The sequence below is a fragment of the Paenibacillus sp. LHD-38 genome (assembly GCF_031157315.1).
In the GTDB taxonomy this organism is placed as follows: Bacteria; Bacillota; Bacilli; order Paenibacillales; family Paenibacillaceae; genus Pristimantibacillus.
On the sequence record NZ_JAVIFU010000022.1, the window covers coordinates 25,949 to 51,723 of the forward strand.

23 protein-coding genes are annotated in these 25,775 nt (G+C 45.8%); 5 read left to right on the top strand and 18 right to left on the bottom strand.

Annotated elements, in window-relative coordinates:
* The first annotated feature begins 250 nt into the window (after positions 1–250).
* A complete protein-coding gene (locus tag RCO25_RS19055) occupies positions 251–697 on the top strand; it encodes a tellurite resistance TerB family protein (protein ID WP_308997720.1) in 447 nt (148 codons plus the stop codon).
* 213 nt (positions 698–910) lie between these two features.
* Here the strand turns inward: RCO25_RS19055 and RCO25_RS19060 are convergent, their stop codons facing one another.
* The 6 genes from RCO25_RS19060 to RCO25_RS19085 form a co-directional block, all read right to left on the bottom strand.
* On the bottom strand, positions 911–1,501 hold the full coding sequence (locus RCO25_RS19060; protein WP_308997721.1) for a thymidine kinase: 591 nt from the start codon (positions 1,499–1,501) through the stop codon (positions 911–913).
* Positions 1,502–1,555: 54 nt separating this feature from the next.
* Positions 1,556–2,125 (bottom strand): hypothetical protein, encoded by a 570-nt coding sequence (locus RCO25_RS19065; RefSeq protein ID WP_308997722.1) that lies wholly within the window; start codon positions 2,123–2,125, stop codon positions 1,556–1,558.
* Between the two features lie 324 nt (positions 2,126–2,449).
* A complete protein-coding gene (locus tag RCO25_RS19070) occupies positions 2,450–7,048 on the bottom strand; it encodes a X2-like carbohydrate binding domain-containing protein (protein WP_308997723.1) in 4,599 nt (1,532 codons plus the stop codon).
* Positions 7,049–7,237: 189 nt separating this feature from the next.
* Positions 7,238–8,071, bottom strand: a complete 834-nt coding sequence (locus RCO25_RS19075) for a carbohydrate ABC transporter permease (RefSeq protein ID WP_308997724.1) — start codon at positions 8,069–8,071, stop codon at positions 7,238–7,240.
* Entirely contained in the window at positions 8,068–8,940 is an 873-nt protein-coding gene (locus tag RCO25_RS19080) for a carbohydrate ABC transporter permease (RefSeq protein WP_308997725.1), read from the bottom strand. Before RCO25_RS19080 ends, RCO25_RS19075 begins: the two co-directional genes overlap by 4 nt.
* A gap of 78 nt (positions 8,941–9,018) precedes the next feature.
* Positions 9,019–10,353, bottom strand: coding sequence for an ABC transporter substrate-binding protein (locus tag RCO25_RS19085; protein ID WP_308997726.1), 1,335 nt, complete (start codon positions 10,351–10,353; stop codon positions 9,019–9,021).
* A gap of 421 nt (positions 10,354–10,774) precedes the next feature.
* Here RCO25_RS19085 and RCO25_RS19090 point away from each other — a divergent pair, with 421 nt between their 5' ends.
* Positions 10,775–12,517 (top strand): sensor histidine kinase, encoded by a 1,743-nt coding sequence (locus RCO25_RS19090; protein ID WP_308997727.1) that lies wholly within the window; start codon positions 10,775–10,777, stop codon positions 12,515–12,517.
* Between the two features lie 24 nt (positions 12,518–12,541).
* The gene (locus RCO25_RS19095; protein WP_308997728.1) at positions 12,542–13,789 is read left to right on the top strand and encodes a response regulator transcription factor; all 1,248 of its coding nucleotides are present in this window, start codon (positions 12,542–12,544) and stop codon (positions 13,787–13,789) included.
* 165 nt (positions 13,790–13,954) lie between these two features.
* Here the strand turns inward: RCO25_RS19095 and RCO25_RS19100 are convergent, their stop codons facing one another.
* The 3 genes from RCO25_RS19100 to RCO25_RS19110 all read right to left on the bottom strand — a co-directional run bounded on the left by RCO25_RS19100 (position 13,955) and on the right by RCO25_RS19110 (position 16,472).
* Positions 13,955–15,049 (bottom strand): toxic anion resistance protein, encoded by a 1,095-nt coding sequence (locus RCO25_RS19100; RefSeq protein ID WP_308997729.1) that lies wholly within the window; start codon positions 15,047–15,049, stop codon positions 13,955–13,957.
* 18 nt (positions 15,050–15,067) lie between these two features.
* Positions 15,068–15,766 (bottom strand): hypothetical protein, encoded by a 699-nt coding sequence (locus RCO25_RS19105; protein ID WP_308997730.1) that lies wholly within the window; start codon positions 15,764–15,766, stop codon positions 15,068–15,070.
* A gap of 127 nt (positions 15,767–15,893) precedes the next feature.
* A complete protein-coding gene (locus RCO25_RS19110) occupies positions 15,894–16,472 on the bottom strand; it encodes a TetR family transcriptional regulator (RefSeq protein WP_308997731.1) in 579 nt (192 codons plus the stop codon).
* 151 nt (positions 16,473–16,623) lie between these two features.
* Here RCO25_RS19110 and RCO25_RS19115 point away from each other — a divergent pair, with 151 nt between their 5' ends.
* Entirely contained in the window at positions 16,624–17,304 is a 681-nt protein-coding gene (locus RCO25_RS19115; RefSeq protein ID WP_308997732.1) for an SDR family NAD(P)-dependent oxidoreductase, read from the top strand.
* A gap of 65 nt (positions 17,305–17,369) precedes the next feature.
* Here RCO25_RS19115 and RCO25_RS19120 read toward each other — a convergent pair whose 3' ends face one another.
* The 4 genes from RCO25_RS19120 to RCO25_RS19135 all read right to left on the bottom strand — a co-directional run bounded on the left by RCO25_RS19120 (position 17,370) and on the right by RCO25_RS19135 (position 19,103).
* Positions 17,370–17,834, bottom strand: coding sequence for an SRPBCC family protein (locus RCO25_RS19120; RefSeq protein WP_308997733.1), 465 nt, complete (start codon positions 17,832–17,834; stop codon positions 17,370–17,372).
* A 61-nt stretch (positions 17,835–17,895) separates the two neighbouring features.
* Positions 17,896–18,294, bottom strand: coding sequence for an SRPBCC domain-containing protein (locus RCO25_RS19125; RefSeq protein ID WP_308997734.1), 399 nt, complete (start codon positions 18,292–18,294; stop codon positions 17,896–17,898).
* Positions 18,295–18,340: 46 nt separating this feature from the next.
* Positions 18,341–18,790 (bottom strand): SRPBCC family protein, encoded by a 450-nt coding sequence (locus RCO25_RS19130; protein WP_308997735.1) that lies wholly within the window; start codon positions 18,788–18,790, stop codon positions 18,341–18,343.
* Positions 18,777–19,103 carry an ArsR/SmtB family transcription factor gene (locus RCO25_RS19135; RefSeq protein WP_308997736.1) on the bottom strand — a complete coding sequence of 109 codons (327 nt, stop codon included), beginning with the start codon at positions 19,101–19,103 and terminating at the stop codon, positions 18,777–18,779. Before RCO25_RS19135 ends, RCO25_RS19130 begins: the two co-directional genes overlap by 14 nt.
* 158 nt (positions 19,104–19,261) lie before the next feature.
* On the opposite strand from RCO25_RS19135, the gene RCO25_RS19140 reads away from it, so the two are divergent.
* On the top strand, positions 19,262–19,669 hold the full coding sequence (locus tag RCO25_RS19140; RefSeq protein WP_308997737.1) for a DUF6855 family protein: 408 nt from the start codon (positions 19,262–19,264) through the stop codon (positions 19,667–19,669).
* Between the two features lie 133 nt (positions 19,670–19,802).
* Here the strand turns inward: RCO25_RS19140 and RCO25_RS19145 are convergent, their stop codons facing one another.
* The 5 genes from RCO25_RS19145 to RCO25_RS19165 form a co-directional block, all read right to left on the bottom strand.
* Positions 19,803–20,525, bottom strand: a complete 723-nt coding sequence (locus RCO25_RS19145) for a hypothetical protein (RefSeq protein ID WP_308997738.1) — start codon at positions 20,523–20,525, stop codon at positions 19,803–19,805.
* Between the two features lie 66 nt (positions 20,526–20,591).
* Positions 20,592–21,197: a pentapeptide repeat-containing protein gene (locus RCO25_RS19150; protein ID WP_308997739.1), complete on the bottom strand. Its 606-nt coding sequence runs from the start codon at positions 21,195–21,197 to the stop codon at positions 20,592–20,594.
* Between the two features lie 204 nt (positions 21,198–21,401).
* Positions 21,402–22,913 carry a hypothetical protein gene (locus RCO25_RS19155; RefSeq protein WP_308997740.1) on the bottom strand — a complete coding sequence of 504 codons (1,512 nt, stop codon included), beginning with the start codon at positions 22,911–22,913 and terminating at the stop codon, positions 21,402–21,404.
* 141 nt (positions 22,914–23,054) lie between these two features.
* Positions 23,055–24,788, bottom strand: coding sequence for an ABC transporter substrate-binding protein (locus tag RCO25_RS19160; protein ID WP_308997741.1), 1,734 nt, complete (start codon positions 24,786–24,788; stop codon positions 23,055–23,057).
* A gap of 76 nt (positions 24,789–24,864) precedes the next feature.
* Positions 24,865–25,767, bottom strand: a complete 903-nt coding sequence (locus RCO25_RS19165; RefSeq protein ID WP_308997742.1) for a carbohydrate ABC transporter permease — start codon at positions 25,765–25,767, stop codon at positions 24,865–24,867.
* Positions 25,768–25,775 lie beyond the last annotated feature (8 nt).

The window sequence follows — 25,775 nt, forward strand, 5'->3', positions numbered from 1 at the left end:
TAAAATTGATAGGGTTTTGAAAACATGGCGCATTCTTGTGATTATGTGCGTTGTTTTTTGGCATTTTGCAACCGGTTCCAACAATCTCTTCGCCATCCTCATTTTCTGTCCGAGGTTCATCCTTCAAAGTTAAACGGCCCGCGGCAAGCACCGCAGAAATAGACCTTTTTCCGCAAAATTTGCTAATTACCCCCATAAGTATTTACAATAGAGGTATACCAAAAAAATTCCAATACGGGAGGCTGAACAAATGAGTTCATTTACATCATGGCTGACAAGTACCAAACAAGGCCTAACTGATCAGGTCAAAAAATTAAAAAATAAAGATTTCTTGGATGCAGTCGTTGCCGGCTGTGCCATCGTAGCAGGAGCAGACGGTTCCATTAATGCGAACGAAAAGCAAAAAATGACGGGCTACATCAGCCGCAGCGAAGAACTGAAGGTTTTTGATATGAGCGATGTCATCAACCGTTTCAACCACTTTGTAGGCAATATCGAGTTTGACGGCATGATCGGCAAGCAAGAAGCGCTTAAAGCAATTGCAAAATACCGCAACAAACCGGAGGTTGGCCGGGTAATCGTGGGTGTGTGCAGCGCGATCGGCGCGGCAGACGGCGATTTCGACACTAGCGAGCAAGCTGCCGTACGCGATATCTGTACGACGCTTGGACTGAATCCGAGCGAATTCAACCTATAATCCAATAAATCAAGCGTAAACGGCTGTCGCCGTCCTCAGTGGCAAAAGCTATCGTTTCGCGGAGATATATAAGCACATTTATAAGTGAAAACTTATAAATTCTTATATATACACAAAGGAACCTCCTGCACCGCTGCGAAAGCGGGGCCTGAGGTTCCTTTGCGTGCACGTATTAGGTTAGATAAAGCCATGCAGCTGTATGCTTGCTTCAAGCTACGCCTTGCGAAACGCCTCATTGTAGCAGCGCCTGCAGACCGGCTTATAGTCCTCGTTGCCGCCGATCTGAATTTGCGCGCCGGCATTCATCGGCTGCCCGTCATTAAAGCGGATGACCATCGTTGCCTTCCGGTCGCAATACCAGCAAATGGTCTTAATTTCTTCGATTTTGTCCGCTTGCACGAGCAAATTATAACTGCCTTCAAACAGCTGATTCTGAAAATCATTTTTTAAACCGAAGGCCATGACCGGTATGTTGAGCTCGTCCACGACCTGGGTCAGCTCCAAAATATGATGCTTCTTCAAAAACTGTGCCTCGTCAATAAGCACGCAATAAATTTTGGACGGTACCGCCGCCGCGACAAGAGCCTTCACGCTCTCATAAAGATTCGTATTCTCCTGGACCGGAATTGCTTCCCGCTCAAATCCTACGCGCGAGCCTACGCGGTCGACGCTTCCTCTTGCGCTGACGGATGGCGAATAAATGAGCACCTGCTTGCCTTGTTCCTCGTAGTTATGGGCGACTTTAATAATTTCAAATGATTTGCCGCTGTTCATCGTTCCATATTTGTAATAAAGCTGTGCCAATCCAATCTCCTCCAAAAACAGTTCAATGCTCCTATTATACAGGAAGCAACGACGTTATTGTATCGCCATAAGCCTTGACTTCGCCTCGCCATAGGCTTTGACGATTTGTTGGATTTTTTGGAATTCGGGATCAGTTGGACCTAAATCAGCCATGAACATCCGGTGTAAAATTTGATTGTACATATTTTGCCGCGCTTCGATTAGCCCGAGCTCCAACTGAATCAAATCCTCTAGCTCATTTTCCTCAATTAATTGATCGATATCGACATCTTCATGGTTAGAGGGGGAGCGCTGTTCATCAAAAAACCGATCCGAGCCTCGTCCAATCCGAGGAAGCTCCTCATATTCCGCCTCAATCTCTTGCTGATTCCCCAGCGGAATCGATGTATTCAGCTCTGAAATAATAATGCCTTCTTTGGCCAGCATAACTTGGAAGGGCTTGTGCTGAATCAGATCGGCTATGACCAGCCTGCTCATATCTTTGTTGCGGATGAGGGATGAATCGAACGGGTGAAGCACCCACTGGCCATCTTGGTTAAAGAGGTTGAAGGTAAACCATTCCCCGCCATATATAAACCGTATATTAATATTGGACTCCGAAATAATTTCATAGGTAAACTCCAAATGGAATACCTCCGATCCGTCAGTATAATTTCTTACTATTATACCAAATCAGAGATAAACGAAACTAGCGATTACTTTATCTCTTGCAAAATAGCTTCCGTTCGTTCCGAGCTCGCAACGACAATCAACACGATAAGGAGCACTGCCAGGGCTATGCTGCCAATCATAACAGGATCACCTCTTTTTTTCTTTAAGGCTATGCCGGTAATCCATGGTTTATGAATGTTATTGCGGAATTTACTAAAATGCCAAACGACCGCCCCCCGGTGGAACACCGAGAATCGGTCGCAGTATGATCTTTAGAAAAAGCCCTAATATAATCGACTACTTGCTAGCCTGCAGCAAGTTCAAAATGATTGTAATCGCCTCGGCTCGTGTGGCTTGCGCTTTGGGCGCAAACATGTTCCCTGTTCTGCCCTTCAAGATTTCCGCTTCCTTCATGGCGTATACAGCGCTCTTCGCCCAGGCAGGTATTTCGCTGTCGTCTGCAAAGCCGGTCGTTTCCACGTCCGGCAGCTTCGCCCCACCAGCTCTGGCAATCATGACCGCCAGCTCAGCGCGATTAACACTCGCCGACGGACGGAAGCTTCCGTCATTATAGCCTGTTACGATTCCTGCTTGCAGTGCTTTTGCGATCGCTTCCTGAGACCAGGCGCCGATCTTCTCGCCATCGACAAAGCTCAGCTCGGCCTTGCTGTCAGCTAACTTCAGCCCGTTCATGAGCATGACTACAAACTCTGCCCGTGTCACAGTTGCGTTAGGCTTAAACGTACCATCCGTATATCCTTTGACGATGCCTTGCTTCACGGCTGCCTCAATGTTGGCTTGCGCCCAGTGACCGTTAACGTCTGTGAACTTCGGAGCTTCCGTGCCATGATCTTCCTCAGTTCCACCGTCCGAAGGATTACCGTTGTTTCCGTCTCCCGCTCCATTTCCGTTGTTATTGCCTCCGTTGCTGCCTCCGTTATTCCCGCCACCATTGCCGCCGCTGGTGTTAACTACTTGTACTTCGAGATTGGCGTCTTGTCCTGCACTGAACGTAAAGGTAAGGTTGGCGGTACCTACCTCAAGAGCAGCCAAATACGATTTCAATATCGTTACCTTATCGTTTATCAGAGTATAATCTACATTAGCTGTCAGCTGTACCTCTCCATTTTTCACTCCGATAAGCGTATTTCCGTTTAAGGCCACATCAATCACTGCATCCAGCTGCTGCGAAGGATTCTTGTCAAAAACGACCGATGCCGGGCTTATTGAGGAATTGGATGCGGCCGCTTCTTTAAAAGTAAATACATTGAAATCGTAAACGCTGGCCCCGTTGGAACCCGTTATATTCAACCGAATATATCTGGCTGAAATAGCAGCCTCCTTGCGATCCTCATTGATCTGCTGTGTGGTGGCTGTGCCGGTCTTGTCCGAATACGTTGTCCAGTTAGTGCCGTCTGTGGAGGATTCAATTTTGTATTTGTATCCTGAATTCAGCTCAAATCTGGTTTTCACGCCTGTTATGTCGTATTCATCGCCAAGATCGACCTTCAACCACTGAGGTACGGTTAACCCTTCCTGCTGAGCCCATCTGGTCGTTGGGTCCCCATCTACAGCGTATAACGGGTTTTTGCTTTGTGACGATGCAACAACCGCTTTACTTAAAGCGATATCGATTTCTTCACCGTTTATGTCTGTCACGCTTACCTCTAAATGCTTATTGTCGCCTGAACTGAATTCAAAAGTCAGGTTGCTCTTTCCTTCACCTAGCGTTGCAAGATAAGAGCGATGGATAATGACCTCGTTTCCTGAAACGCTATAGTCGATATCAGGGCTCAGGTAAAGCGATCTATTTTTGACTCCTGTTAGCGTATTGCCTTGAAGATCCATTCCAACGGTTATATCTGATTGGTTATTCGGGTCTTTATTAAAAACAGCTGTTGTCTTATCAATAGTTGAATCAGGAGTTATCTTTGTGCCAAATACGCTAAACTCATATATGCTCGGGCCTAGGCTATATAACGCCTTAATCCTCATGTATCTTGCGGATACAGCATTTTCATTGTTATCCTGATACGTTTGCTGCGTCGTTTCACTTCCTGTTCGATCTGCATAGGTATGCCAGTTTTGCCCATCCATGGAATATTCGATTTTGTATTTATATCCACTAGGCAACTCAAACATGGTCGTAACGGATTTTACGGCGTATACGCCCTGCAAATCAACCATAATCCAACCTTCGGTATTCCATATCCCTTCCTGCTGCGCCCATCGTGTACTTGTATTCCCATCCACTGCATTGGCAGGCTCCAAGCTTTGCGATGAAGCTGTTATCGGCTTGTTAAGCGCGACATTGACGGATCCGTCATCTTCAATGACATTCACCTTCAGGACAGGGTCTTCTCCTGTTGCAAAATCGAACGTCAGGCTATTTTCCCCATTTGGCAGTGCATGGAGATAGGATTTATAAATCAATACCTGATCCCAAAATAATTTGTAGTCTTGATCAGGGACCAACTGAGCCGCTCCGTTTTTGATTCCATTCAGCTTCCCGCCGTTTAATACCATTTTGATCTGAATGTCCACTTGCCTTAGTGGATTTTTATCGAAAGTGACTTCATTCCGTTGAATCAATGAATTGGATTCGGGAGGCGTGCCGCCTTCTCCAGGATACACGCTGAATTCATAGATGCTCCCTCCCCAACCGTGAGACAGCGTAATTCGCATATAACGCGCCATTACGTCATTTTCATCCTGATTGGTTTGTTGGGTTGTGGCTATCGCTGTCTTGTCGGCAAACAGCTCCCAATTCTCTCCATCCTCCGAATATTCAATTTTGTATTTGTAGCCTGTGTTTAACTCAAACATCGTACTTGTCGAAGCGATGGAATATACGTCTCCGAGGTCTACCGTCAACCACTGGGCATCAGTTCTTCCTTCTTCCTGCGCCCATCTCGTGGTCGTATCGCCATCCACTGCAAACGCCGGGTCATTGCTTTGCGAGAATGCCGTTACCGGTTTTTTCAATGCGAGATTTACAGGCTCTTGAGGTGCCGGAAGCGGTGCTTTCCACGGGCCTGCCGCTGCAATAATGTCCTGCGCTTCCTGCGGCCAGTTGGTACCTGAAACACTTATATTTCCAATTGCAGTGTTTGAAGTTATTCCACCGAAATCAACATTGTAATAGTTATACCTGAAGATATTGTCATGAGCATTGTTTGTAGCAAAAGCATGTTCCGTATTATCTATAACATTTCGCTCAACCATCCTGTAACTCGTCGCCCCATCCAAATAGACGCCCATGATATGGTTCCAGGCCGCATATTCACCTTGCCTCATGTTTTTTATATAGTTGTGGTAGATATTGGAGAATCCATCCATGCGACCCAGTGTGTAAATGCCGCCTCCGTCCTGGACAAGCCTTACTGAATCATGAATGTAATTGTTGTGTACCTGATTATTCGTCATGCCATGATCTGCATCAGACCAGTTCCACCCGATACTAATGCCGGAATACGGCAGGTTGCTGATCTCATTATTTGCGATGGTCATGTTTTGGGGAAGCATAGCTCCAATCCCAACCATATCGCCGTAATCGAGTCCAATATGATCGATTGTGTTGTTTGTAATGGTATCAAATTGGCTTTGGCCGTCAGGCAGCGTATAAGAAAGATCTTTTCCTTCGTTGTCATCCCACAGATCGCCAACAATGCCCATAGCTACGCCGCCCCCGGCATTGTCGCTAAATTTGTTCCCGTCTATCGAGGTGTGATCGGTGCCCTCATACCCCATAATGCCCCAGCTTCCCGCATATTGAAAAATATTATTAGAGATCGTAATATTGCTCGTGTATTTTAACTCAAGCATGGCTCTGGACGCGGTATAACGGGCTGTATTTCTAATTTCGGTGTTATTGCCGCCAGTGACGGACTGATATCTGAAACCTGCCTGCACATCTACATAGCCATAGCTCGACGGGGCCAGCCAATTGCTGTGCATAAATTGAATACCTGAAAATTCGATGTTTTGAACTTTGTTGCCTGGACTGCCTTCCAAATTCACAACGGTCTCCAGCTTAGGCGCAATGATTCGAGTGGCATTTATGGTTTCACTGCTTCTTGGCTTGTAATATACCGTTTCTTCAGCAGAATCCAGATACCACTCTCCTTCTGCATCAAGCAAAGATAAAGCGTTTTCAAAAAAGTATGGCGAATTCCCCTGACCATGATGATTATATGAAAACCCGCTTTCAGGGAATTTAAAATCTACTTGGCCTGTTGTTCCGTTAATGCTGTCAATTCGGCCGCGCACTTGGCTCCAGCTTTGCAAAATAACCATTTCGGCAGAGGTTCCGCTTAATTGGCTGGCCCATGAGCGTGCATCCTCATCAATAACATAAGGATATTCGCCGTTCTTTGCCCTGTAATAAGGACCTTTGACCACATCATCTGTCATATTGGGTTGACGGGCACGGATTCCCCGATCCTCGTCAACGTACAGCTGTCTGAAATTCCAATCTACGCCTGTCTTTTTATAAATGTTCTTATCACTGTCGTATAGTTCCCAGCCAGCACTAATGTCAACGCCGCCGCTAATGACAGGAGTCGCTCCCGCATCAGCCGTATAGATCACTTTGTAGCCGTTATTACCGGAATCCAAGCTGTCGAATGTCAAAGTCTCATCTAACAGATATTCGCCATCCTGCAAATAGACATAAATATCATTGGTCATGGTGCTGTTTATTTCGCGTACAGCCTCCCTAGCTTTATCAATGGTCCTAAATGGCGAATCAGAGGTCCCACTGTTGTTGTCATCTCCTAGCGGCGATACGTAAAAGCTCTGCTGCGAAGCGGCTTGAACCGGTTTAATCGCACCTGACAGGGACAAGCTTGTAAACACCATGTATATGGCGATTAGTAAAGCAAGCTTTCTTTTCATAGATAGACGCCTCCTACGTTTCTTTTCGTTTTTTAATCGTTTATGACCAGTGCGGCTTTACCGCGCCCGCACTGGTTCGTAAGTTCAACCAATGTCAGAGCTCCGCCCCCTTTCAAGAGAATATATCATCAGAGAATGATGCCCATCGCTATAGCGAAAAAGAAAATCAGCGACTCCAATTGGTAGGTGCTACCCCTTCAACGAGCCTTCCGTCAGTCCCGCAATAAACTGCCGCTGCATGAACAGATAGAGCAGAAAGATCGGGGCTGAGGCCAATACAACCAGTGCAAACACATCCTCCCAGTTCGTGCTGTACTGTCCTACGGCTTGAAAGATTCCCGTCGTTACGGTGTAGCTCTTGGTAGAGCCCAAAATAATGACTGGATTAATAAAATCATTCCAAATCCATAGACATAAGAAAATGACAGCTGAGGCAGTCGCAGGACGCAGCAGCGGAAATAATATTTTCCAAAAAATCGTAAATTGGCTCGCTCCATCGATCTTCGCCGACTCATCCAGCTCTCTCGACAGCGTGCGGATAAAGCCTACAAATATAAATACCGTAAACGGAACATAAAACCCGATATTGTAAAGAATCAACCCCTGTGGCGTGAACATCAGCCCGAGCTTCGCCAGTACCTTAACAAGCGGAATCAAAATCACCTGTGGCGGAATCATTAAACCTGACAGTAGCAGCAAATAGCACACAGACAGAAAACGGTTGCTTACACGGGCAAAGACAAAGGACATCATAGAACACAGCACAACAAGCAGAACGACCGATACCGATGTAATTAAAACAGACGTCCCATATGCTTTGAAAATATTAAAGGATGGCGTCACTGCCGATCTTATAAAATTGTCCAGCGTCAGGTTGACAACGGGCAGTGAAAAGGGGTTGTCCAAAATGTCCGTTCTAGTCTTGAATGCATTGACAACAGCAATATAGAACGGAACAAGCAATAAAAGAGACAAAGGCATGAGGAATAGATGCCTTGCATACTGAGAGCGATTTCTCCTCATAGCAGCCTCTCCTCTCTTCTTCGTAAATAGACCGTCAAGGTAACCGATAAAAGGCTTACTATAATAAGCATATAGACTGCAAGACTTGCAGAGTAGCTCAGCCGATTCGCGCTAAAGCCAACCTTGACCACCTGATAGGCGATGGTTTCTGTCGCTCCAGCCGGTCCGCCAGAAGTAAGAATGGCCACACGGTCGTATTCTCGCATCGAGCCCGTAAACATAAATATGATGCTCATCGTATAGGCAGGCGCCAGCATGGGAAACGTAATATGTCTGAATTGCTGCCATCTATTGGCCCCGTCCATTTTGACCGCTTCATACAAGCTGCCCGGAATCGATTGAAGTCCTGCCAAATAGATCACAATGATAAAGCCGGTAGACTGCCAAATGGCAAGGAAGGTAATTGTCCATACGGCCAAATCTGGATTCCCGAAAAACTCGATCCGCTCCGCCCCAAGCTTCTCCAGCAAGTTATTAAGCAATCCGTTATAGCTCAGAATGCTCTTCCAAATAAAACCGATCGAGACTGTACTCAGCAGCAACGGGAAGAAGAAGACGGATCTGTAAAAATTTGTCATCCGCCCTTTTTGGTTCAGGAGAACCGCAAAGGCAATTCCAAGTATATTCACAGCCAGGGTTGCCACCACCGTAATAAACAAGGTGACCTGCAACGCCCGTGCGAAGGCCTTGTCATGAAAAGCTTCCACGTAATTGCTTAGTCCTGCAAATTGATAGGAGGGGCTTAGGCCATCCCAATTGTAAAAAGAATAATAGACTAGCAGAAAGATGGGGATCAGCAGGAAACAGAAGTAAATGATAATGCCTGGTGAAAACATTAACGCAAAAGACCATCGATCATTTTTAAGCAAATCGTATCACCGCCAAGTATCTTAATAATGCCATTGGGAAAGGGGCGAGACCTATTGTTCGCCCCTTCTGCCGCAGCTTTATTTATTGTTTTTATCCCAATATTCGTCCAGTGATTTCATACCCTTCTCGACGTCTACATCACCGAGCATAATACTTTGTGCCACTTTGTTGTATTGATCCTGAATGCCTGCAACAGGCACTCTGCCGACTTTATTGTTCATATGACCAACCATCGGAGGGTTGTTAAGCAGCAGCTCGTAAATTTCCGTTTGCAATGCGGACATCTCCCATTTGAGCGGCTCCTTCAAATTCGAGAACAAAGCATCTGCCTGCAAGTAGCCTTTATGGGCTTCCGAGTCAAGCATCATAAATTTAGCAAATTTCAGAGCCTCTTCCGGGTATTTGCTGTTTTTGGCAACCGCATAACCGCCTGCATTCTCTCCGCCCAGCAGATACTGCGTGCCATCCTTTGTAGGTGTTCCAAATACGCCTACCTCAAAGTCCTTGTCCGCAACGGCTTCAGCCGCGCTGAACCATGAGCCCATCGGATACATCGCTCCCTTACCCTTCAAAAACTCCTGCTCAACCGCTGTGTAGTCGATGCTTAAAGCACCCTTGTTGAAGTATCCCTTCTCAACAAGATTGGTATAATAGCTTGCCGCTTCCTTCCAGTTCGCATCTGTAAACTTCACTTTATTGTCGAAGCGATCTGCGTACCAGTTTTTATTGTCCTTATAAACGCTAGGGGATGTCATTACCGAGAACGTAAATCCAGCCGTCCAGTCGCCTGCCGTCAGCAGCGGTGTAATATTTTTTGCCTTCAACTTCTCAGCAGCCGCTTCCAACTCCGCCCATGACTTCGGAGTGGAGGTAATACCAGCTTCGGCAAATAGCTTTTTATTATAGAAAATAAGAGATTGCGGCTGTCTGATTGCCGAAATATTATATAGCTTGCCTTCAATCATCTCAGCCTCATAGTTATTAATGTTCTTAATATCCTCGTCAATTGGAATTTCAAGCAATGCGTCAGCATCTACGAACATTTGGATCGTAGCGTTCTGGACAACGTCAGGAAAGTCGCCGGATGCAAGTAATGTTTTTAGGTAACTGTCAGGCGATCCCTCATTCGCTGGGGGTTGAATGCGCTTTACTTTGATACCAGGGTTAGCGCTTTCAAACTTCTGAATCAATTGATCGTAATATTCTACCGTCAGGTTCGGAGTAATCCATGATTGAAATATGATTTCAACATCCTTGACAGCTTCTTTATCCGTACCCTTCTCCTCGCTGTTGTCAGCTGACTTGGTTGGTGTGGACTCTTTCCCGCCAGAGCTATTATCGCTATTGCCGCCGCAAGCCGCCAATACCATAACCAGCATCATGATCATACATAGTGCAAACCACTTTCTCATTTCGACCACCTCTTCGTCTCGATTAGTAACCTCAAATCTATTATAGGAAGATGTTGTTACACGTTGCCACAGCATAAATACTACTTTCACTAGACCAATTAAACTTCTTTTTGAGGTTTCAAATACACTACATTTCGAGCTTGATCGCACGCTGCGTCCCTCTTCAGTTGAACGTTGACCTATCTGGCCTTTGGACAACTGCCGCTAGAGTAAAAAACATAGCTTTACTGGAAAAATTGTATCTTTATGACTCTTATGTTCGCAAGATGAAAGGGATTTTGCACCCGTCTCCCGCTTTGCCTTGGTTCAGCCACTTTCCGCTTAACAGTTGACAGCGCTTTAAATTTGTTCATAAAATGGCGTTAGATGAATGAACAACCGTGTTAAGCCTGAATCTGTCAACACCAAAGGAGTCGGCTCCATGTGGATTAAGACCTTGTATCGTGAATGGATCGGCAGATTTATATTTCGGAAGCTGAATATTGGTATTGGCGCAGCCTTGCTTATCGTATTTTTACTGCTTGGCCTCGTCGTCTACAATAACTTCTACTCGATTCTGGAGAAAAAAGAGCTTGAACTGCTGACCTTTCGCACAGAAAAGCTAAAAATTCAATTGCTCGATATCATGGAGCGGTTCAAATATGATTCTATGAGCCTCTATCAGAATAGCAACATGCAGACCAGTGTGTACGAGTTGTTCCTCCCTGAAAATATTCCTGCGAATAGGGAAGACAGGAAAGCGATAACCGAACTAAATTATATTAAAAACGTGATGACGCATATGCTTTCCCGTAACCCTTATACTTCTGCGGTTATGATGTACCGTCTGCAGGATGAGCGACTGTTTGTTGAATCGCAGCAGCAAAAGTATCGCGTCAATCCCTCGTATCCGTATAAGCAGTTTTTCGAATCGTTCCCAAAAACTTATCAGCATCCCTATTTCGGAAGTTCCGAACAGCTGCTGGCACCCGCTGACCGTATGCTATATATCGTCAATCCAATCTATAATCCAACGAGCATTCATCCCGAGCAGGTGTACGGTTATCATCTCGTTACCTTGAATACACTCACCATGACGAATGAGTTCGATTCCCAAAGCTCGGACTACAGACTTATCATTAAGCAGAAGGACGCAATGCTGCTGGATAGCAGGCCGGATGGACAATCCGACTGGAACGTATCCGATGATCTAATCTCGCGGCTCACCATTGATCAATACCAAATCGAGATTTTAGGCATCAGCTACAAATCCAATTTGCAAAGCAAGCTATCGGACATCGCGGTCCGCATACTCTTCATACTTGGCCTAAGCTGGCTCGTATGCATTATTATTATTCATCTTATTCAGCGGTTTATCGTTGGGCGGTTTAACCAGATGAGCAAACACTTCAAGAAGGTCCAGCGTAACCCTTTCACCCAGTTGATGCCCGTAAACGGTGAGGATGAAATCAGCGATCTGATGCTTCGCTTCAACCGGATGACGCAAGAGCTGCAAAATCATATCAGTCAGGTGTACATAGCCGAAATTCGGGAGCGCAATGCCGAGTTTATTGCTTTAAAAACCCAGATTCATCCTCATTTTCTATACAATACATTGGAGTCCCTGCGCATGCAGGCTGTTATTAGTGAGCAGCCCTTTCTGGCGGAGAAGCTCTACCATCTTGGCCGGCTGTATCGCTGGATGCTCCAGCCCACTGACGACCTCATCTCGGTGCAGGAGGAGCTGGCGCATACCACCTACTACTTAGAGCTGCTTATGCTTGGCAAGTCCAACCGAATCGAACTGCGGGTGATCTCTGAGCTCAATCTGGAAAACTGCTTCATGCTCAAGTTCACTCTGCAGCCTGTCATTGAGAACGCGATCCAGCATGGCCAGCTGGAGCAATATGATAATCCTGTTATTACAGTAACGATTAAGAGAGAGTCCCATCTGCTCTTTATCGAAATCCATAACAACGGCAAAAATATTTCTGCAGAGGAGCATAGCCGTTTGCAGCATTTGCTGCAAACCGCAAATACATTCCCCGAGCAGCATCTGGGACTTAAAAATATTCACGAGCGCATCAAGCATTATTACGGCAATGAGTACGGCTTGTCTCTGCCCGAGAACCCATCCGAGACTCAACCCTTTCAGTTGACCATGATATTCCCATATAAACGTTAGCCAGCTTTCTTGAGGAGGTTTTATATGACAAGTCTATTAATTGTCGATGACGATCAATATATTAGAGAAGGCTTGAAGCGGTTAATTAATTGGAAAGCGCTTAATATTACCCGATTATCCGAGGCAGAGGGCGCTTATGAAGCGCTGGAGCTTATGGAGGCGTATAAGGCACATATTGTGCTTACAGACATTCGTATGCCCAAGGGGGACGGGCTGCATCTGATAGAGCAGATCAGGCTAAGAAACTGGAATACCTCAATCGTTGTTCTAAGCGGGTACAATGAATATGCTTATGTGCGGCAGGCAATGAAACATCAAGTCGAAGATTATTTGCTCAAGCCTATTGATGCCTCAGAGCTTACTGAAATTATAGCGTCCTGCACCGAGCGCTTCCAGGGGCAATATATAGCCGAGCAAATGCAGCGGGAATCGTTTCAATTGTTGAAAAATAATATATTGCTTCGCTGGGTGCAAAACCGGATTCAGTATGATCAGCTGCGTGAGAAGCTGAAATTTCTGCAATTGCCTCTGCTAATGAATGAACGATACCAAATTTGTATCATTGATTGGCGTGATCGACGGGAAGGCGAGCTGACCCGGAATGAGGAACAATATCGCTCATTTGCTATCCTCAATAGTGTGGAAGAGGTGCTGCAGGAAAGCGGCCGTGGAATTGCCTTTCTAAATGAGCATAGGCAAATTATTGTGCTGTTCACAGACGAGGGCAATGATGCCGACTGCTTCAGCGCAAGTAATCATAACTGGATGACTGACCTTTCCAAGCGGTATGGCGAGATCCTGAAAACACCATGGGTCAATTACTTTGGGAAGGTCACCTGCATGCCTCGCCTGCTGCATGAATCGTATAGCGAAGCGCTGGGGCTGTGCAATAATAATGTGCTGCTTGATACAGACCAGGAAATTGACCTGATCTCACAGAACCCGATAACCAGACAGGTTGAGCGGTATGTACAGAAAAACTATAGCGAGGAGCTATCCTTGCAGCTGCTATCGCTGCATTTCAATGTAAACAACGTCTATCTGGGAAGATTGTTCAAGAAGGAAACAGGACAATCCTTCAACGATTATCTCAACCGTATCAGACTAAACCATGCCAAGAAGATGCTGGCCGTTACAGCATTAAAGGCATCGGAAATCGCTACGGCCGTCGGATTCCTTGACCCTAATTATTTCTTTCGCAAATTCAAGCTGGTGCACGACATCTCCCCCTCCGACTATCGACTATCTGTTAACAACCATACGGAGCAGTAGTTATATAGAAAGTCACGATGACATCTACATCATCGTGACTGAATTCAGCGGTTCCACACTTTTTTATTACTGAACATTAGCGGCGCTTCTAATAAAAAACAGCGGCCGCCAGGACTTTATTTCAAGTCCCATGCGGTCGCTGTACGCTTGTATCTATGTGTCTTCTTATTCCAAAAAGCCCTTGGCCACCGATGCCGGCAGCTCTGTCTGGCTAGCTCCAGATCCGGCTTGAATACCTAGGCGCTGGCCAACCTTTTGATTGATTTGGGTCATCTTCTCCGTTTGCTGGGAAACGGTTTGAATGATCTGGCGGTTGGAGTTCTCATACTTGTCCATCGCCGAGAATAGATCAGACATCGCGCGCTCTACAAGCTCCATGCTCATAGCCGGCTTAGTCAACGCTTGGTTCGCTTTCTCGCTTGTCTCGTTCAAGAGACGAGCATTCTCGGCAAATTGGTTGCCAAGCATCTCATTCGTGGAATTGACCGCTTCGATCGCTTTCATCTGATCGTCAATCGCGCTGGCAATCAATACCGATACCGACATCAAATGCTGTGTTTTATCAATCGAGCTGTCGAGCGCGTCCATCAGCTTATCATTCGTGTCATTAATAATATCGGTTGCCGCAATGGCCTGCTGATAAAGCATGATCATTTCCGTGTATGTCTGCAGCTTCGTAACAACCTTCCGCAGCCCGCGCTCCAAATAGGTTTTCCGGTGCTCGTTTTCCGGTTTTGCAATCTCATCCTCGAACATTTTTTTGAGACGGTTGCCGTATTCGACAAGCAGCTGGAGGTCATAGACGTTGTCTAGGCTGCTGCGCTTCAGGTTTCTCATATGCACGACGTTCTCTTCGAGATTGTCACGGCCGTCGCGCAATGATTTCACGATCACCTGCACGTTCGACTTGGCTGACTGGTACTTATAAATGTAAGCCTTCATCGGCGCCTTGCGCAGCAGCTTCTGCACGAGCGTAAGCTGTTTGCTTCGGCTCAAATCCTCAACCTCGCTGCGCAGCTTGAGCATATTGTTCGCAACCTCAGAGCGCTTCCCTGACATCAGATCCGACAACGGCCGCTCCAGCATCGTTAGTGTCTGCCCCGAGCGCTCTAGCGTCTTTTGGCCTTTTTTCGTAATTTCATCCATCAGCGTGTCCAGATGCATCGCATCCGTTGTCGCTACCTTCTGCATCGTGACTTGCACTTCTTGCTCCAGCTTCTGGAGATCTTCATTTTTCAATTGCACGAGTTGTTGTGACATGGCTAGTTTCCCCCTTCATTAGTCGGTAAGACGATAACGTTGTTGTATTAATTCAGCCTTCGTACGCAGCTCCATCAGGTCCTTCTGTTCAATCGTTTTCGTATAAAAGGTAAGCTTCGAATCGACGTCCTTAATGCCATCCAGCAAAAGCCGCCTGTTCTGGCGTTTCGCTTCGCCGCTTAGCCGCAGAAAGGGATTAATGGTCGAGTTCAGATCCTTCCTCACCAGCCGAACGATATTGTGATTAATGCTGGCATCGCCCAGCTCGACTAAATCCGGAATTAACCGATTTAGGCGCGAGAGCAAAGCAAGTGCTTTCTGCACGATCTCATCGTCTAAATTGTTTTGCTTGCCTTCGAGTAAAATCATATCTTCAATAATACCGATGTATTCTAGCGCAGAAGCCAGCTCCGGATCTAATATCGGCTGCGTGCTGGAAGCTGCTGGAACAGCTTGTACAGCCTGCGGCGCTTGTGCTGGTGCTGTGGAACCTGCGCCTTGCTGTTGGATTGGCGTGTTTTGCGGTCTGTGCTGAAGCTCAGGCTCGCGGGTTGGATCGTTGATTTCTTTCCTGCCGCGCTGCCTTAATGACAGTGCGACTAACAAACCGACAGCGGGTATGGCAATCGCTATATAGGGAGAAGTAACCCAATAAACAACAAGTCCGACTGCATAGCTGCCGACCGCGATGCCTAAGGTTTTTTTCATACCACTCATTGCTGCACCTCCATGTTAAGCTTTCATAGTACGATGTTTATACGCGTTGGCTTTATCTAATTATCTCGTTTTTGGTACATAGAAGTCAATTTTTAAAATAGACCATCCGTTATCGTTTCATGCTGGTTTATAACCATTCTCCCTCCGATATTTTAGAATGATCTCCTGCTATTAATAACGAGGCTTTCTTGGCTACTTCCTCTTTATCAAACGTTGTATACCCAGAAGCCCATAAATATCCAGCCTCGTGTATGATATTGGCATAAATAGATACGTAAAAACTTTTCTCTGAATCGGATAATATGTTATCTAAACTTCTCAGCAAATAATTTTTTAACTCCATTAACATTTTTTCTTTCAATTGCGGTGCAAGGCTTAAGTAGCTGCGGCGACATTGAATATTCGGTTGTTGATGAAAATCACATACAGCTAGAACGAGTTGAACGATATTGTTCTGATCGAACTTTACCACTCCTAATGTGCGTTTTTCAATCACAGCAGCTGCTGAATCATTAATAATGTAATCCAACAATTCGTACTTGTCATTGAAATGTGCATAAAAAGTAGCACGATTCACCTGTGCTCCATTTGTTATATCTGCTATTGATATTTTGTCGAAATCCTTTTCATTCACTAAGTTAACAAAGGCATTAATCAAAAACTGCTTAGTCGGTGTCATTCGTATATTCCTTACTTTTGTTCCCAATTTCTTCATCCCACCTGACAATTTTTCAATATTGTTGCTATAGCAACATTCGTTCACTATTGTTGGTTGTTCTGTTTCAGTATTGGTTTTATGCTTATTAAAACAACACGCGTTGCTTTAAAATATATCACAAATAAGGAGCAAAATTAAAATGAAAACTATTGCAATCATTGGTGCAGGACCTGGGTTAGGATTGTCTCTTGCGAAAAAATTCGGCGAGAACGGATTTAAGGTTGCTGCGATTTCTCGTAACCCCGAGAAACTAGAAATGATCGTGAACGAACTAATAAAGCTGAACATTGAAGTGCGGTCTTATGCCGCGGATGTTACTGATTTGACCGCATTAAAACATGCCTTACTGGCTGCTAAACAGGATTTTGGCCGAATTGATGTACTCGAATTTAGCCCTTATGCGGGATGGACTACTTTCACAAACGTCTTAGAAACAACGCCTGAGAGCATCATGGAACAAGTAAACAGCTATTTGCTACCTGCGGTTCTTTCTGTAAACGAAGTATTGCCGGACATGCTAAACAATCGCTCAGGCGCGATTTTATTTACAACAGGATTATCTTCCATGTTCCCGTTGCCTATGGTAGGGAATGGAGGAATCGTAATGTCGGGTATTCGTAACTATGCGACAAACCTGCACAATGAGCTAAAAGAAAAAGGCATATTTGTAGGGCATCTTTCAATCGGAACTTTCATACAAGCAGGTACAGCAGGCGATCCAGACGTCATTGCAGAAGTTTGGTATAACTTATACGAGGAAAAGAATTGCTTTGAAGAAACATTCCCAAAAGGGATTGATCCCACTAAACTGTCATCTTAATATTAAAGCGATAAGATGGCCATTAAAATGGCTGTCTTATCGCTTCTTTGGCATCAATAACGGTCCTATGTTAATGGATAGGTAGGTTTATCACGAACGTTCTCTAATATGGATTTGATCTTTTTCAAATCCTTATTGTTGGCCCTCTTCATCATCAAAGACATAAAAGGAGAAAATAAAAGTGAGAAACCGGCTGGGTTGCCTTTATTTCGTAAGGTCATCCGCGTGGTTTGTCCATCGTTTGATTCCCAGGTGTACGTCGTCTCCATGGGAAAAGGTCCGTCAGCCGTTCTCATGACAAGCTTTTTTCCCGGTATGTATTCAGCGATTTGATACACATAGGAAAGTTGTTTTCCAAGAAAGTCTGCTTTAAACGCAATTTTTGAACCCCTCTCGAGCGGCTTTGGTGTCTGCCATTCCGCGGAATTGATATTGACATACCATTCAGGCGCGTTGACCGGGTTAGCCGCGTATTCCGATACTTTACGAACAGGACAATTTATGATTATCTCAGTTAATACATCTACCATGTCTCCTGCCTCCTATGAAAAATAAAAAGCGCGCATAAGAATCGCGCGCCGCTTCAACAAATTAAGCTAATAATTTCTGAATAGGTTCCCAGTAGTTGGTGTGCCATCCGGATGTAAGATGCTCGCTTTGCCCCTCCGGGAAACCGGAATGTTCAAATGCCAGCACGGTTTCGGAGCCTTGCTCCTTGAGCTCGAATTTGGCTATGGAGTAAACGCCCTCCTCCCAATTCGCTACGCGCCATGCTTGTACAATACGTTTGTTAGGTACGAGCTCGATGCTGCGTCCCAAAATCATGCCTCCAAAACAAGAGAACATTCCGCCTTCTTCTGGGGTAATATCAGTCGGAGCTCCGCCGACTGCCTTACTAAATTGCTCGCTGCTGGTAAGGATTTCGTAAATACGCTCAGGACGAGCCTGAAACATAATTTCTTGACGAATCACTGCATTCATTAAAGTCATTTGCTTCATAATCTCCTTTGATCCTATTTATAATGTTGATTTTATATTAATGCATAGCTTGCTCAGACCACGGATCGGCTCCTGGATCTTTGCCCTCTGCTATCGATTGCAAGCGAGGCATGTAGTGAGTCCAGCCTTGTACATGTGAGGCAACTTCCGCTTCCGGCAGATTGTAGTGCGTCAATACCAGAAGAGTTCCGTTGTCTTTAGGGATTAATCTGAATTCAACGGTACTGGATCCTGGAGGCACCGCCTTCGATTTCTCCCAACCCCACGTCAAGACGATTTTCTCGTTAGGAATGATTTCCTTATATTCGCCCATCGCAATGTCACTTCCGTTAACATCAATGCGATATTTTCCGCCGATACTTGGATCGAGCAATACTTGACGCCCCATCCATCGAACTAATTTATCAGGATCGGTAAAAAACGAGAACAATGTCTCCGGGCGGCATTCGATAAATATCTCTTTCTTAATTGTGTCACTGCTGTTCATTGTCATGTTTTCTCCTTTCCTCTTCTTCCGCGGCTTCCTTCAAGCGCAGCAAGCTGTCATCCCAGAAGCTCTCGATGTACTGCATCAATTCGGCGAACCCTTCCCTCCTAATGCCATAAAATCGTTTGGTCCCGGCTCGCCTCACAACGACGAGTCCCGCTTCTTCTAAAACTTTAAGATGCTGCGATATAGCAGGTGCTGAAATGTCAAAATGCGACGCAATGGCGCTCGAGGTCAGTTCCCCGTCACGAACGAGATGTAAAATATCTCTGCGCCTAGGTTCCGTTATCGCTTGAATGGCTTTATCGATCATGATATTAATTTAGCACTTACTTAATTAAGTGTCAACTTAAATTAAAATTACCAAATGAGCTCATCGGATATATTCTCACCTGAGGCATCTAAACTAATCCGTGTCTTTTTGTGATATTCTGTAGGGGTAAAGATAAAGAAAAGCAAAGGAGCAAAAATATGTCGACAGCGCTCGGTACCAAAGAAAATCCTTGGAAATTAAAGACACCACCTCTAACTTCCGAATATGAAATGTACAAAGACGAAAAAGATGGCAAAGCCATTATCGTATGCACGGTAGGTAAAACCATTTTGCATTATGACTATCGCTGCATTGATGACTTAACCGCTATGCTCAAGCAGCACGGGGACTGGATTGAACTAGGCAGCGCTGATGAACAGAAGCCAGCGAAAGAAGGGACAGTCGAAGCTTGGGGGCGTGCTCCTGAAAATCCGGTAGGCGGTTGGTACGGCTTAAAAAAAGGTTTTCGCGGCAGATTTGGCATGTATGTTCCGCCGTTGATGGAAGCATTAGGGCTTGCTGAAGTCGAACACAATCCGAGGAACAATAGCATGAGGGCGCTGTAAAGAGACAGCTCTTAAAACATATTAAGCAAAAAAAAGCTGTCCCACAGTCAGTCATTCTGACATTTGGGACAGCCCACCGTTTTTATACGATTAAATTACTGGAGCATGATTGAATATCTGAATCTGCATTCAGTTATTCCCCTAAGCGCACCGCTAAATTATCGCCTATAGGAAACAATTCAACTCCGTTTTCATAGTAGATACAGTTCCATTCTTGGTATGGATTTGTATCCAACATCGCTACGATTTTCACAGCAGTTTCTGATAGTTCAATAATCGATAGGTTTGAACTTTCTGCTGTTAGCAGCCTCTCCTTAGCAGACAAGTAGATTTCCTTAGATTGTTCTGCAGTCCAATCTGTAGAATAGAATCCCATGATCTCCTCTTCCATACGCTCAAAACCAATAACTCTGGAAGAGGCAAGAGGAAATATCGTTTTAACCGCATTTATCCGCCACAAATCGATGACTTGATCGATCGGCAAACCTATACTCTTATGGTCATCGGTCCAACCTAGCCTAGTTAAAAACGAAGCATACATAGCCGAATTCCAATAAATTGTTCCCGCATTTAATCCACTCGCGGAGCTTATTTCATATCCCTTTTGATAAGGTTTTTTCCAAATCACAATACCGTCTATTTCAAAAACCTGAACGTATCCGTCATCGGTACAGCCCCTGGTGAAACATTCACCGCATATATCGATTTGAATTAGATTATCACTGCCGATAGCATCAGGTAAGTTTTCGGATATACAAACACCGTTAACAATTAATTTGTTACTGGGAATGTTATTTAACCCCGCGGATGTGTGACCCGAATTCCATGGAACCAGTCCACATGTTTCGACTCTCATCCTTCTCCCCCTTCATCATAATTCATGATCTTTTCCCCTCCACTTTACAATTGTAGACGTTTTTCATTAACCTACTTTGGCACCATGAGAAAGCGAAAACAATACAGATTGCTCTCTATCCATTTTCATACCTATAATGCTGAATGTTTTAAAGTCCACTCCTTCCATTTTAGCCCCTCTTACATCAGCACCTTGTAACTTCGCTTTTGCCAGTATCGCCATGGTCAGATCACAATCTCTTAAATCGGCTTTTTTTAAACTGGCTCCTGACAAGTCTGCTTCATAAAATTTAACCCCGCGCATGTCCTGACTAATTAATCTCGTATGTCTCATATTTGTATACGACCAATCGCCTTGAAAAATTGTGATCCCATCCAAATTGGAGCCGGAAAAATCAGATCCCGTCATTTTGCATTTATCAAATTTCGTCACAAATAGATTAGCTCCGTTAAAGTAACAATTTTCAAACGCGGATTCTTTATGGATGGAGCCATTTAACAATGCTCCGCGAAAATCACACTCAATAAAACGGCAGTTGCTGGATGCAATCTCCTCTAGTGATCCGTTAGAAAACGAGCAGCGATTAAATGTACAGCTTATTATCTCGCCATACCTTAAATCTTGTGTGCCAAAGTTTACTCCTTCATAATTTCGATTGCTGTATAAAAACATTAGCTGCCTCCTCTGTATGTTTAGTAAGCTAGTTATTTTTTTTCAATATAGCACACGGCTGTCAAGTACCTGTATGGTCTCGACTAAAAGTCAAGCTGTTTATTTTTTTTCATAATCCTTTTTGGACGATTAGCGTAAACTTCCCTATCAGCAAAAGAAAACGCGCCCTTCAGCCTAAAGGACGCGTTCTTACCGATTCGGTCTTTATTTGGTTTTAGGCTTAGATGCGGGTATTTTAACAATGGTGATGGAACATTTTGGCAGCGAGATGATGAACTTCGAGCCTGTTTTAATCGTAATGCCAGCCGTATTTATGACAGAGGTAGGTTCCGGATCAACAACACCGTTGAGTCTTACGGAAGTGCCCTGCTGTATAGGGGTGGATGAATCCTTGGTCACGGATTCCAACAGCCATTTTTCACCCTTTTGGGCGGTTTTAAATCCTGAAATATTAACTTCAGTGGCTAAATCATTTTCAAAGGAGTTATTCAACATGAGAATGGTCAAATTCCCCTCCTCATCCTTGCTGGCATAAGTTCTGACAGAAGAATTCGTAGCAGATGCCGATACCATCCGACTGCCAAACTTTGTAAGCAGCGGGAAGATATAATAGGTTGACCTCACCTTATTCTCAGGATTGGATATCATTCCGAAATCACCGCCAAGTTCCTGATCCATACCGTTTTTAATATTCCAAATATTCGCACCGGTCCAGCCATACCTGGCCATCTCCATCATATAAGTTGTATTAAATAAAGTATCGACAAAGGTGAACATATGCGGGGTCGAACCACCTAATCTATATTCCGTCATTTTAAACTTGATTTTTCCGACATACTGATCTCCCAAATACTTGCCGATCATCGTATTAAGCTGACTTGTAATTGGACCGATTTGATCGGCATAACCTAATATCTTGCGATCTGTCTCTGTGGATATCGTTCTATCACCGTTTGGATACGTATGGATAATAAGAAAATCCGGAATGACACCCGTTTCCTTCATTGCAGTAAGCATATCTCGCATCCACCACTGGTAACCCCCTCCCCACTCCGCGCCGTCATCATACTCAACGGCCACAGCACCTATGGAAATGGTTGGATCCACTGCCTTCATGGCTTTATAAAAATTGGCAAACTTTAACCCATAGTCTCTTCCGTTCGTATGTCCATCTTCCCATGGCCCAAATATTTCGTTGCCGATCTCCCAATTTTTGATATTCAACTTTCTTGTTACATTCATATCGATGACCCAATCGACTGCCTTCTGAACAGCCTCTTCATGCGTGTGCTGTGTATTATCCCATAAGCCTCCAAAATTCACGATCGGCTGAAGAGTCGCACCACTAGCTTTAGCAAATTTTATAGACCCCTCATGACTCACCGTCCACGATAAATTGGGTGAATTTGGCGTACCCATCGTATCCCAGGCCGCTATATCAGAATAGGAACCGCCGGGATAGCGAATCACCTTTTGCCCTGAAGCAGCCATCAGGCTGTTTACGGTTGCATCCTCTCCATTTAAGCTTCCTTCCCAAATTGCCATATTATTACCGTAGATGTCTGCGGGTATAGTATGCATAACCGACGACGCATCAACCCGGATCACATTGTCTGCTGCCTTGGCCGATGTAGAGGGAATGACAGAAATAAATAGTACAGCCATCGCCAAAAATGACTTTAAGATCAAATGGTTCTTCGTAAATTTAGCTTTCATAATTATTCACCCCATAAATTATTAATTGATGTTCAAGCAGTACTGAAAAATGAGTAGAATCAACCTTTCGCTTCTTCGTCGTTGAACCAGACTAATTGAGGAGAGCCCGCTGCACGGACTCCCCGTCGTTACGGCATTCGTTTAATCGTTCCAAAGCTCGACGCGTTCTTTTACGAGCACTTCGTACCCGTCTTCCATTTTCTCAACGCCAGCATCGGTCAGTTCCTGCTGATAAGCGTCCCATAACTTGTCGAATTCTCCCGGCTTCGCCAGAACGGCTTGCGGGATTCGTTTAAAAGTAATTCCTTTCATCTTCTCTTGCAAAATGTTCGTTTCACTGTCGGCCGGAACGGTGATATTCCACGCCGCGCCCCACGGACGAACCGGGAGCTCTTCCGCTTTCGGGAACTGATCCAACCATGTCGTCGCTTTGTAAGCCGCAAGCGTTTCTTTCTCGACGTCGTTGTAAGTCTCCACGATTTGTTCCGGGAAGCTCGTAGTGTAGTAGTTGCCTGTCGAATCTTTGACGCCGTCGCCATAGTGAGCGCCTATGGCTCCATAGAAACCTATTCCGCTTTCCTTCTGGAAACCCGTCGGATCGTTTTTCTTCTTCTCCAGCACGTCGGCAGGAATGACTCGCTTACCGTTCTCGACATTATAGTGCTGGCCTTCGACACCCCAATTGATGAGAACTTGTCCTTGTTCGGAAGCTAGGAAATCCAGAAACTTGATCGCGCGGACCGGATCCGGGTTATCCACCGTGATACCGACGCCCCAACCGGCCATGAAACCCGATGGCCATTGCGATCCTTCTTTGAACTCTTCCGACAATGAGACCGGGTAGTGGCCGTAGCCGTATTCAAACTTTCCTTCCGCTTTCAGCGCATTCTCGCCGTCTGCATAATCCCAGCTCTGGTCGCTCAGACCAAGGACACGGCCGGACGCGATTTTCGCCTTGTATTGGTCATACTTCTGCACAAAACTTTCCTTGTCGAGCAGGCCTTCCGTATACATGTGATTCAGCCACCTGAAGTATTCCTTCTCCTCCGGACGGCGGTAATGATAGGTGACTTCCTGCGTATCGATGTCAATATGGTATTCCCCGTCGTCCGGAGCACCTGTCGTCCAGAAGGCCGGATTAGTGACAGAGATGAGCATCCGCCAATCGTCCGCGTTCAGTGTCAAGCCAATGTTCGGGTTGCCGTTCTCATCCGTCGGATGTTTCTCCAGGTAAGCCTTGACGGCGTTCTCGAAGTCTTTCACCGTACGGATCTGCGGATAGCCGAGCTCCTTGACGACGCGGTGCTGCAGCTGGAAGCCGCCTGCTGCGTCAAAAGGACCGCCGCCTACGGCAGAGTACGTAGGAATGACGTAAATGGACGGATCTTCTTTGCTGTAGCGGAGACGCTTAATTTGGTCGCCAAACAGTTTCTTCAAATTCGGGGCATGCTCTTCGATCAAATCCGTCAGATCGATCATTGCTCCTGCTTCGACCAGTTTGCTCAGCTCTCCCTTCGGGCTGATCAGGTCCGGATAATCGCCGGATGCGGAAATGAGGGCTATTTTCTGGGATGAGTCGCCGACAGCAAATTCCGCGTCAAGCGTAACGCCCGTAGCCTTTGTCATTTCCTTGCTTACCGGATCCTGCATGTTCTGCCAGTTCGGGCTTTCATCCGCGCCATAGAACTTGAACGTAATCGGTTTGAGCGATTCGCCCTCTGCATTGCCGCCATTCGTTCCGACGGTTGCGCCGTTATCGGTCTTACCCGAATTCCCGGCGTTCTCGGTATTGTTGTTGCCGGAGCAGCCCGTAAGCAAGCCCGCAAGCATCGTGGCCGTAAGCAGGATGCCCGGCCACTTCTTCTTTCTGTTCATACTGAACCCTCCTATTTGTATTGTAGAAGCTTGTATTGGATAAACAGGTTGCCCTGCCAATACCGAGATCGATCGTTCAGCTCTTAACCGCGCCGAGCGTCATGCCTTTCACGAAGTACTTCTGAAGGAACGGATAGACGACGAGAATCGGCAGCGTGACGACCATCGTGATGGCCATCTTTACGGATTCCGGCGAGATACGCGACATGAGCATAGACATGTTCTGCGACCGGTAATCCGTGTTTGCCTGCGTGCTCTGCAGCACCTTCATCAGCTCATATTGGAGCGTCGTCAGATGCTCCGCAGACGAATTGAACAAGTACGTGTCAAACCATGAGTTCCACTGGCCGACCGCGAGAAACAACGCGATCGTCGCGAGCGCCGGCTTCGTCAGCGGCAGAATGATGCGCCAGTAGATCGTGAAGTCGTTCGCACCGTCCAGCTTGGCCGACTCCTGCAGCGCATACGGCAGCCCGTCGATGAACGACCTGATCACAAAGACGTTGAACGCGCTGACCAGGCCCGGAAGAATGTATACGGCGAACGTATTCATCATGCCGAGGTCGCGGATGAGAAGGAAGCCCGGGATCAAGCCGCCGGACACATACATCGTCAGCGCGAGGAAGACGGAGACGAACCGTCTGCCCTGAAAATCGCTGCGGCTCAGCGTAAAGGCCACCATCGACGCGCTGATCAGACCGACAATCGTGCCGAGCACTGTCCGCAGTGCGGAGTTCTTGAAGCCTGTCGCGAGACCCTCATAAGCGAAAATGACTTTATAGTTCTCCAGCGTAAACTGCCGCGGGTAGATCGTAATACCGCCGCGCACGCTGTCGGTCGAATCGTTAAACGAGACGGCCGCGACGTTAAGGAACGGATAAAGCGTAGCGATAGTTAGAATCGAAATGAACAGATAGATAATGATGTCGAACAGCCTGTCCGAGATAGGTACCGATTGGCGCATTCGTTTGGTTTGCATGATGCACC

What these genes read in the sequence shown, in the direction of transcription:
- RCO25_RS19055 (WP_308997720.1), top strand. Translation starts at nt 251, where the DNA reads ATGAGTTCATTTACATCATGGCTGACAAGTACCAAACAAGGCCTAACT.
- RCO25_RS19070 (WP_308997723.1), bottom strand. Translation starts at nt 7,048, where the DNA reads ATGAAAAGAAAGCTTGCTTTACTAATCGCCATATACATGGTGTTTACA.
- RCO25_RS19075 (WP_308997724.1), bottom strand. Translation starts at nt 8,071, where the DNA reads ATGAGGAGAAATCGCTCTCAGTATGCAAGGCATCTATTCCTCATGCCT.
- RCO25_RS19085 (WP_308997726.1), bottom strand. Translation starts at nt 10,353, where the DNA reads ATGAGAAAGTGGTTTGCACTATGTATGATCATGATGCTGGTTATGGTA.
- RCO25_RS19090 (WP_308997727.1), top strand. Translation starts at nt 10,775, where the DNA reads ATGTGGATTAAGACCTTGTATCGTGAATGGATCGGCAGATTTATATTT.
- RCO25_RS19095 (WP_308997728.1), top strand. Translation starts at nt 12,542, where the DNA reads ATGACAAGTCTATTAATTGTCGATGACGATCAATATATTAGAGAAGGC.
- RCO25_RS19100 (WP_308997729.1), bottom strand. Translation starts at nt 15,049, where the DNA reads ATGTCACAACAACTCGTGCAATTGAAAAATGAAGATCTCCAGAAGCTG.
- RCO25_RS19105 (WP_308997730.1), bottom strand. Translation starts at nt 15,766, where the DNA reads ATGAGTGGTATGAAAAAAACCTTAGGCATCGCGGTCGGCAGCTATGCA.
- RCO25_RS19115 (WP_308997732.1), top strand. Translation starts at nt 16,624, where the DNA reads ATGAAAACTATTGCAATCATTGGTGCAGGACCTGGGTTAGGATTGTCT.
- RCO25_RS19120 (WP_308997733.1), bottom strand. Translation starts at nt 17,834, where the DNA reads ATGGTAGATGTATTAACTGAGATAATCATAAATTGTCCTGTTCGTAAA.
- RCO25_RS19125 (WP_308997734.1), bottom strand. Translation starts at nt 18,294, where the DNA reads ATGACTTTAATGAATGCAGTGATTCGTCAAGAAATTATGTTTCAGGCT.
- RCO25_RS19130 (WP_308997735.1), bottom strand. Translation starts at nt 18,790, where the DNA reads ATGAACAGCAGTGACACAATTAAGAAAGAGATATTTATCGAATGCCGC.
- RCO25_RS19135 (WP_308997736.1), bottom strand. Translation starts at nt 19,103, where the DNA reads ATGATCGATAAAGCCATTCAAGCGATAACGGAACCTAGGCGCAGAGAT.
- RCO25_RS19140 (WP_308997737.1), top strand. Translation starts at nt 19,262, where the DNA reads ATGTCGACAGCGCTCGGTACCAAAGAAAATCCTTGGAAATTAAAGACA.
- RCO25_RS19145 (WP_308997738.1), bottom strand. Translation starts at nt 20,525, where the DNA reads ATGAGAGTCGAAACATGTGGACTGGTTCCATGGAATTCGGGTCACACA.
- RCO25_RS19150 (WP_308997739.1), bottom strand. Translation starts at nt 21,197, where the DNA reads ATGTTTTTATACAGCAATCGAAATTATGAAGGAGTAAACTTTGGCACA.
- RCO25_RS19155 (WP_308997740.1), bottom strand. Translation starts at nt 22,913, where the DNA reads ATGAAAGCTAAATTTACGAAGAACCATTTGATCTTAAAGTCATTTTTG.
- RCO25_RS19160 (WP_308997741.1), bottom strand. Translation starts at nt 24,788, where the DNA reads ATGAACAGAAAGAAGAAGTGGCCGGGCATCCTGCTTACGGCCACGATG.
- RCO25_RS19165 (WP_308997742.1), bottom strand. Translation starts at nt 25,767, where the DNA reads ATGCAAACCAAACGAATGCGCCAATCGGTACCTATCTCGGACAGGCTG.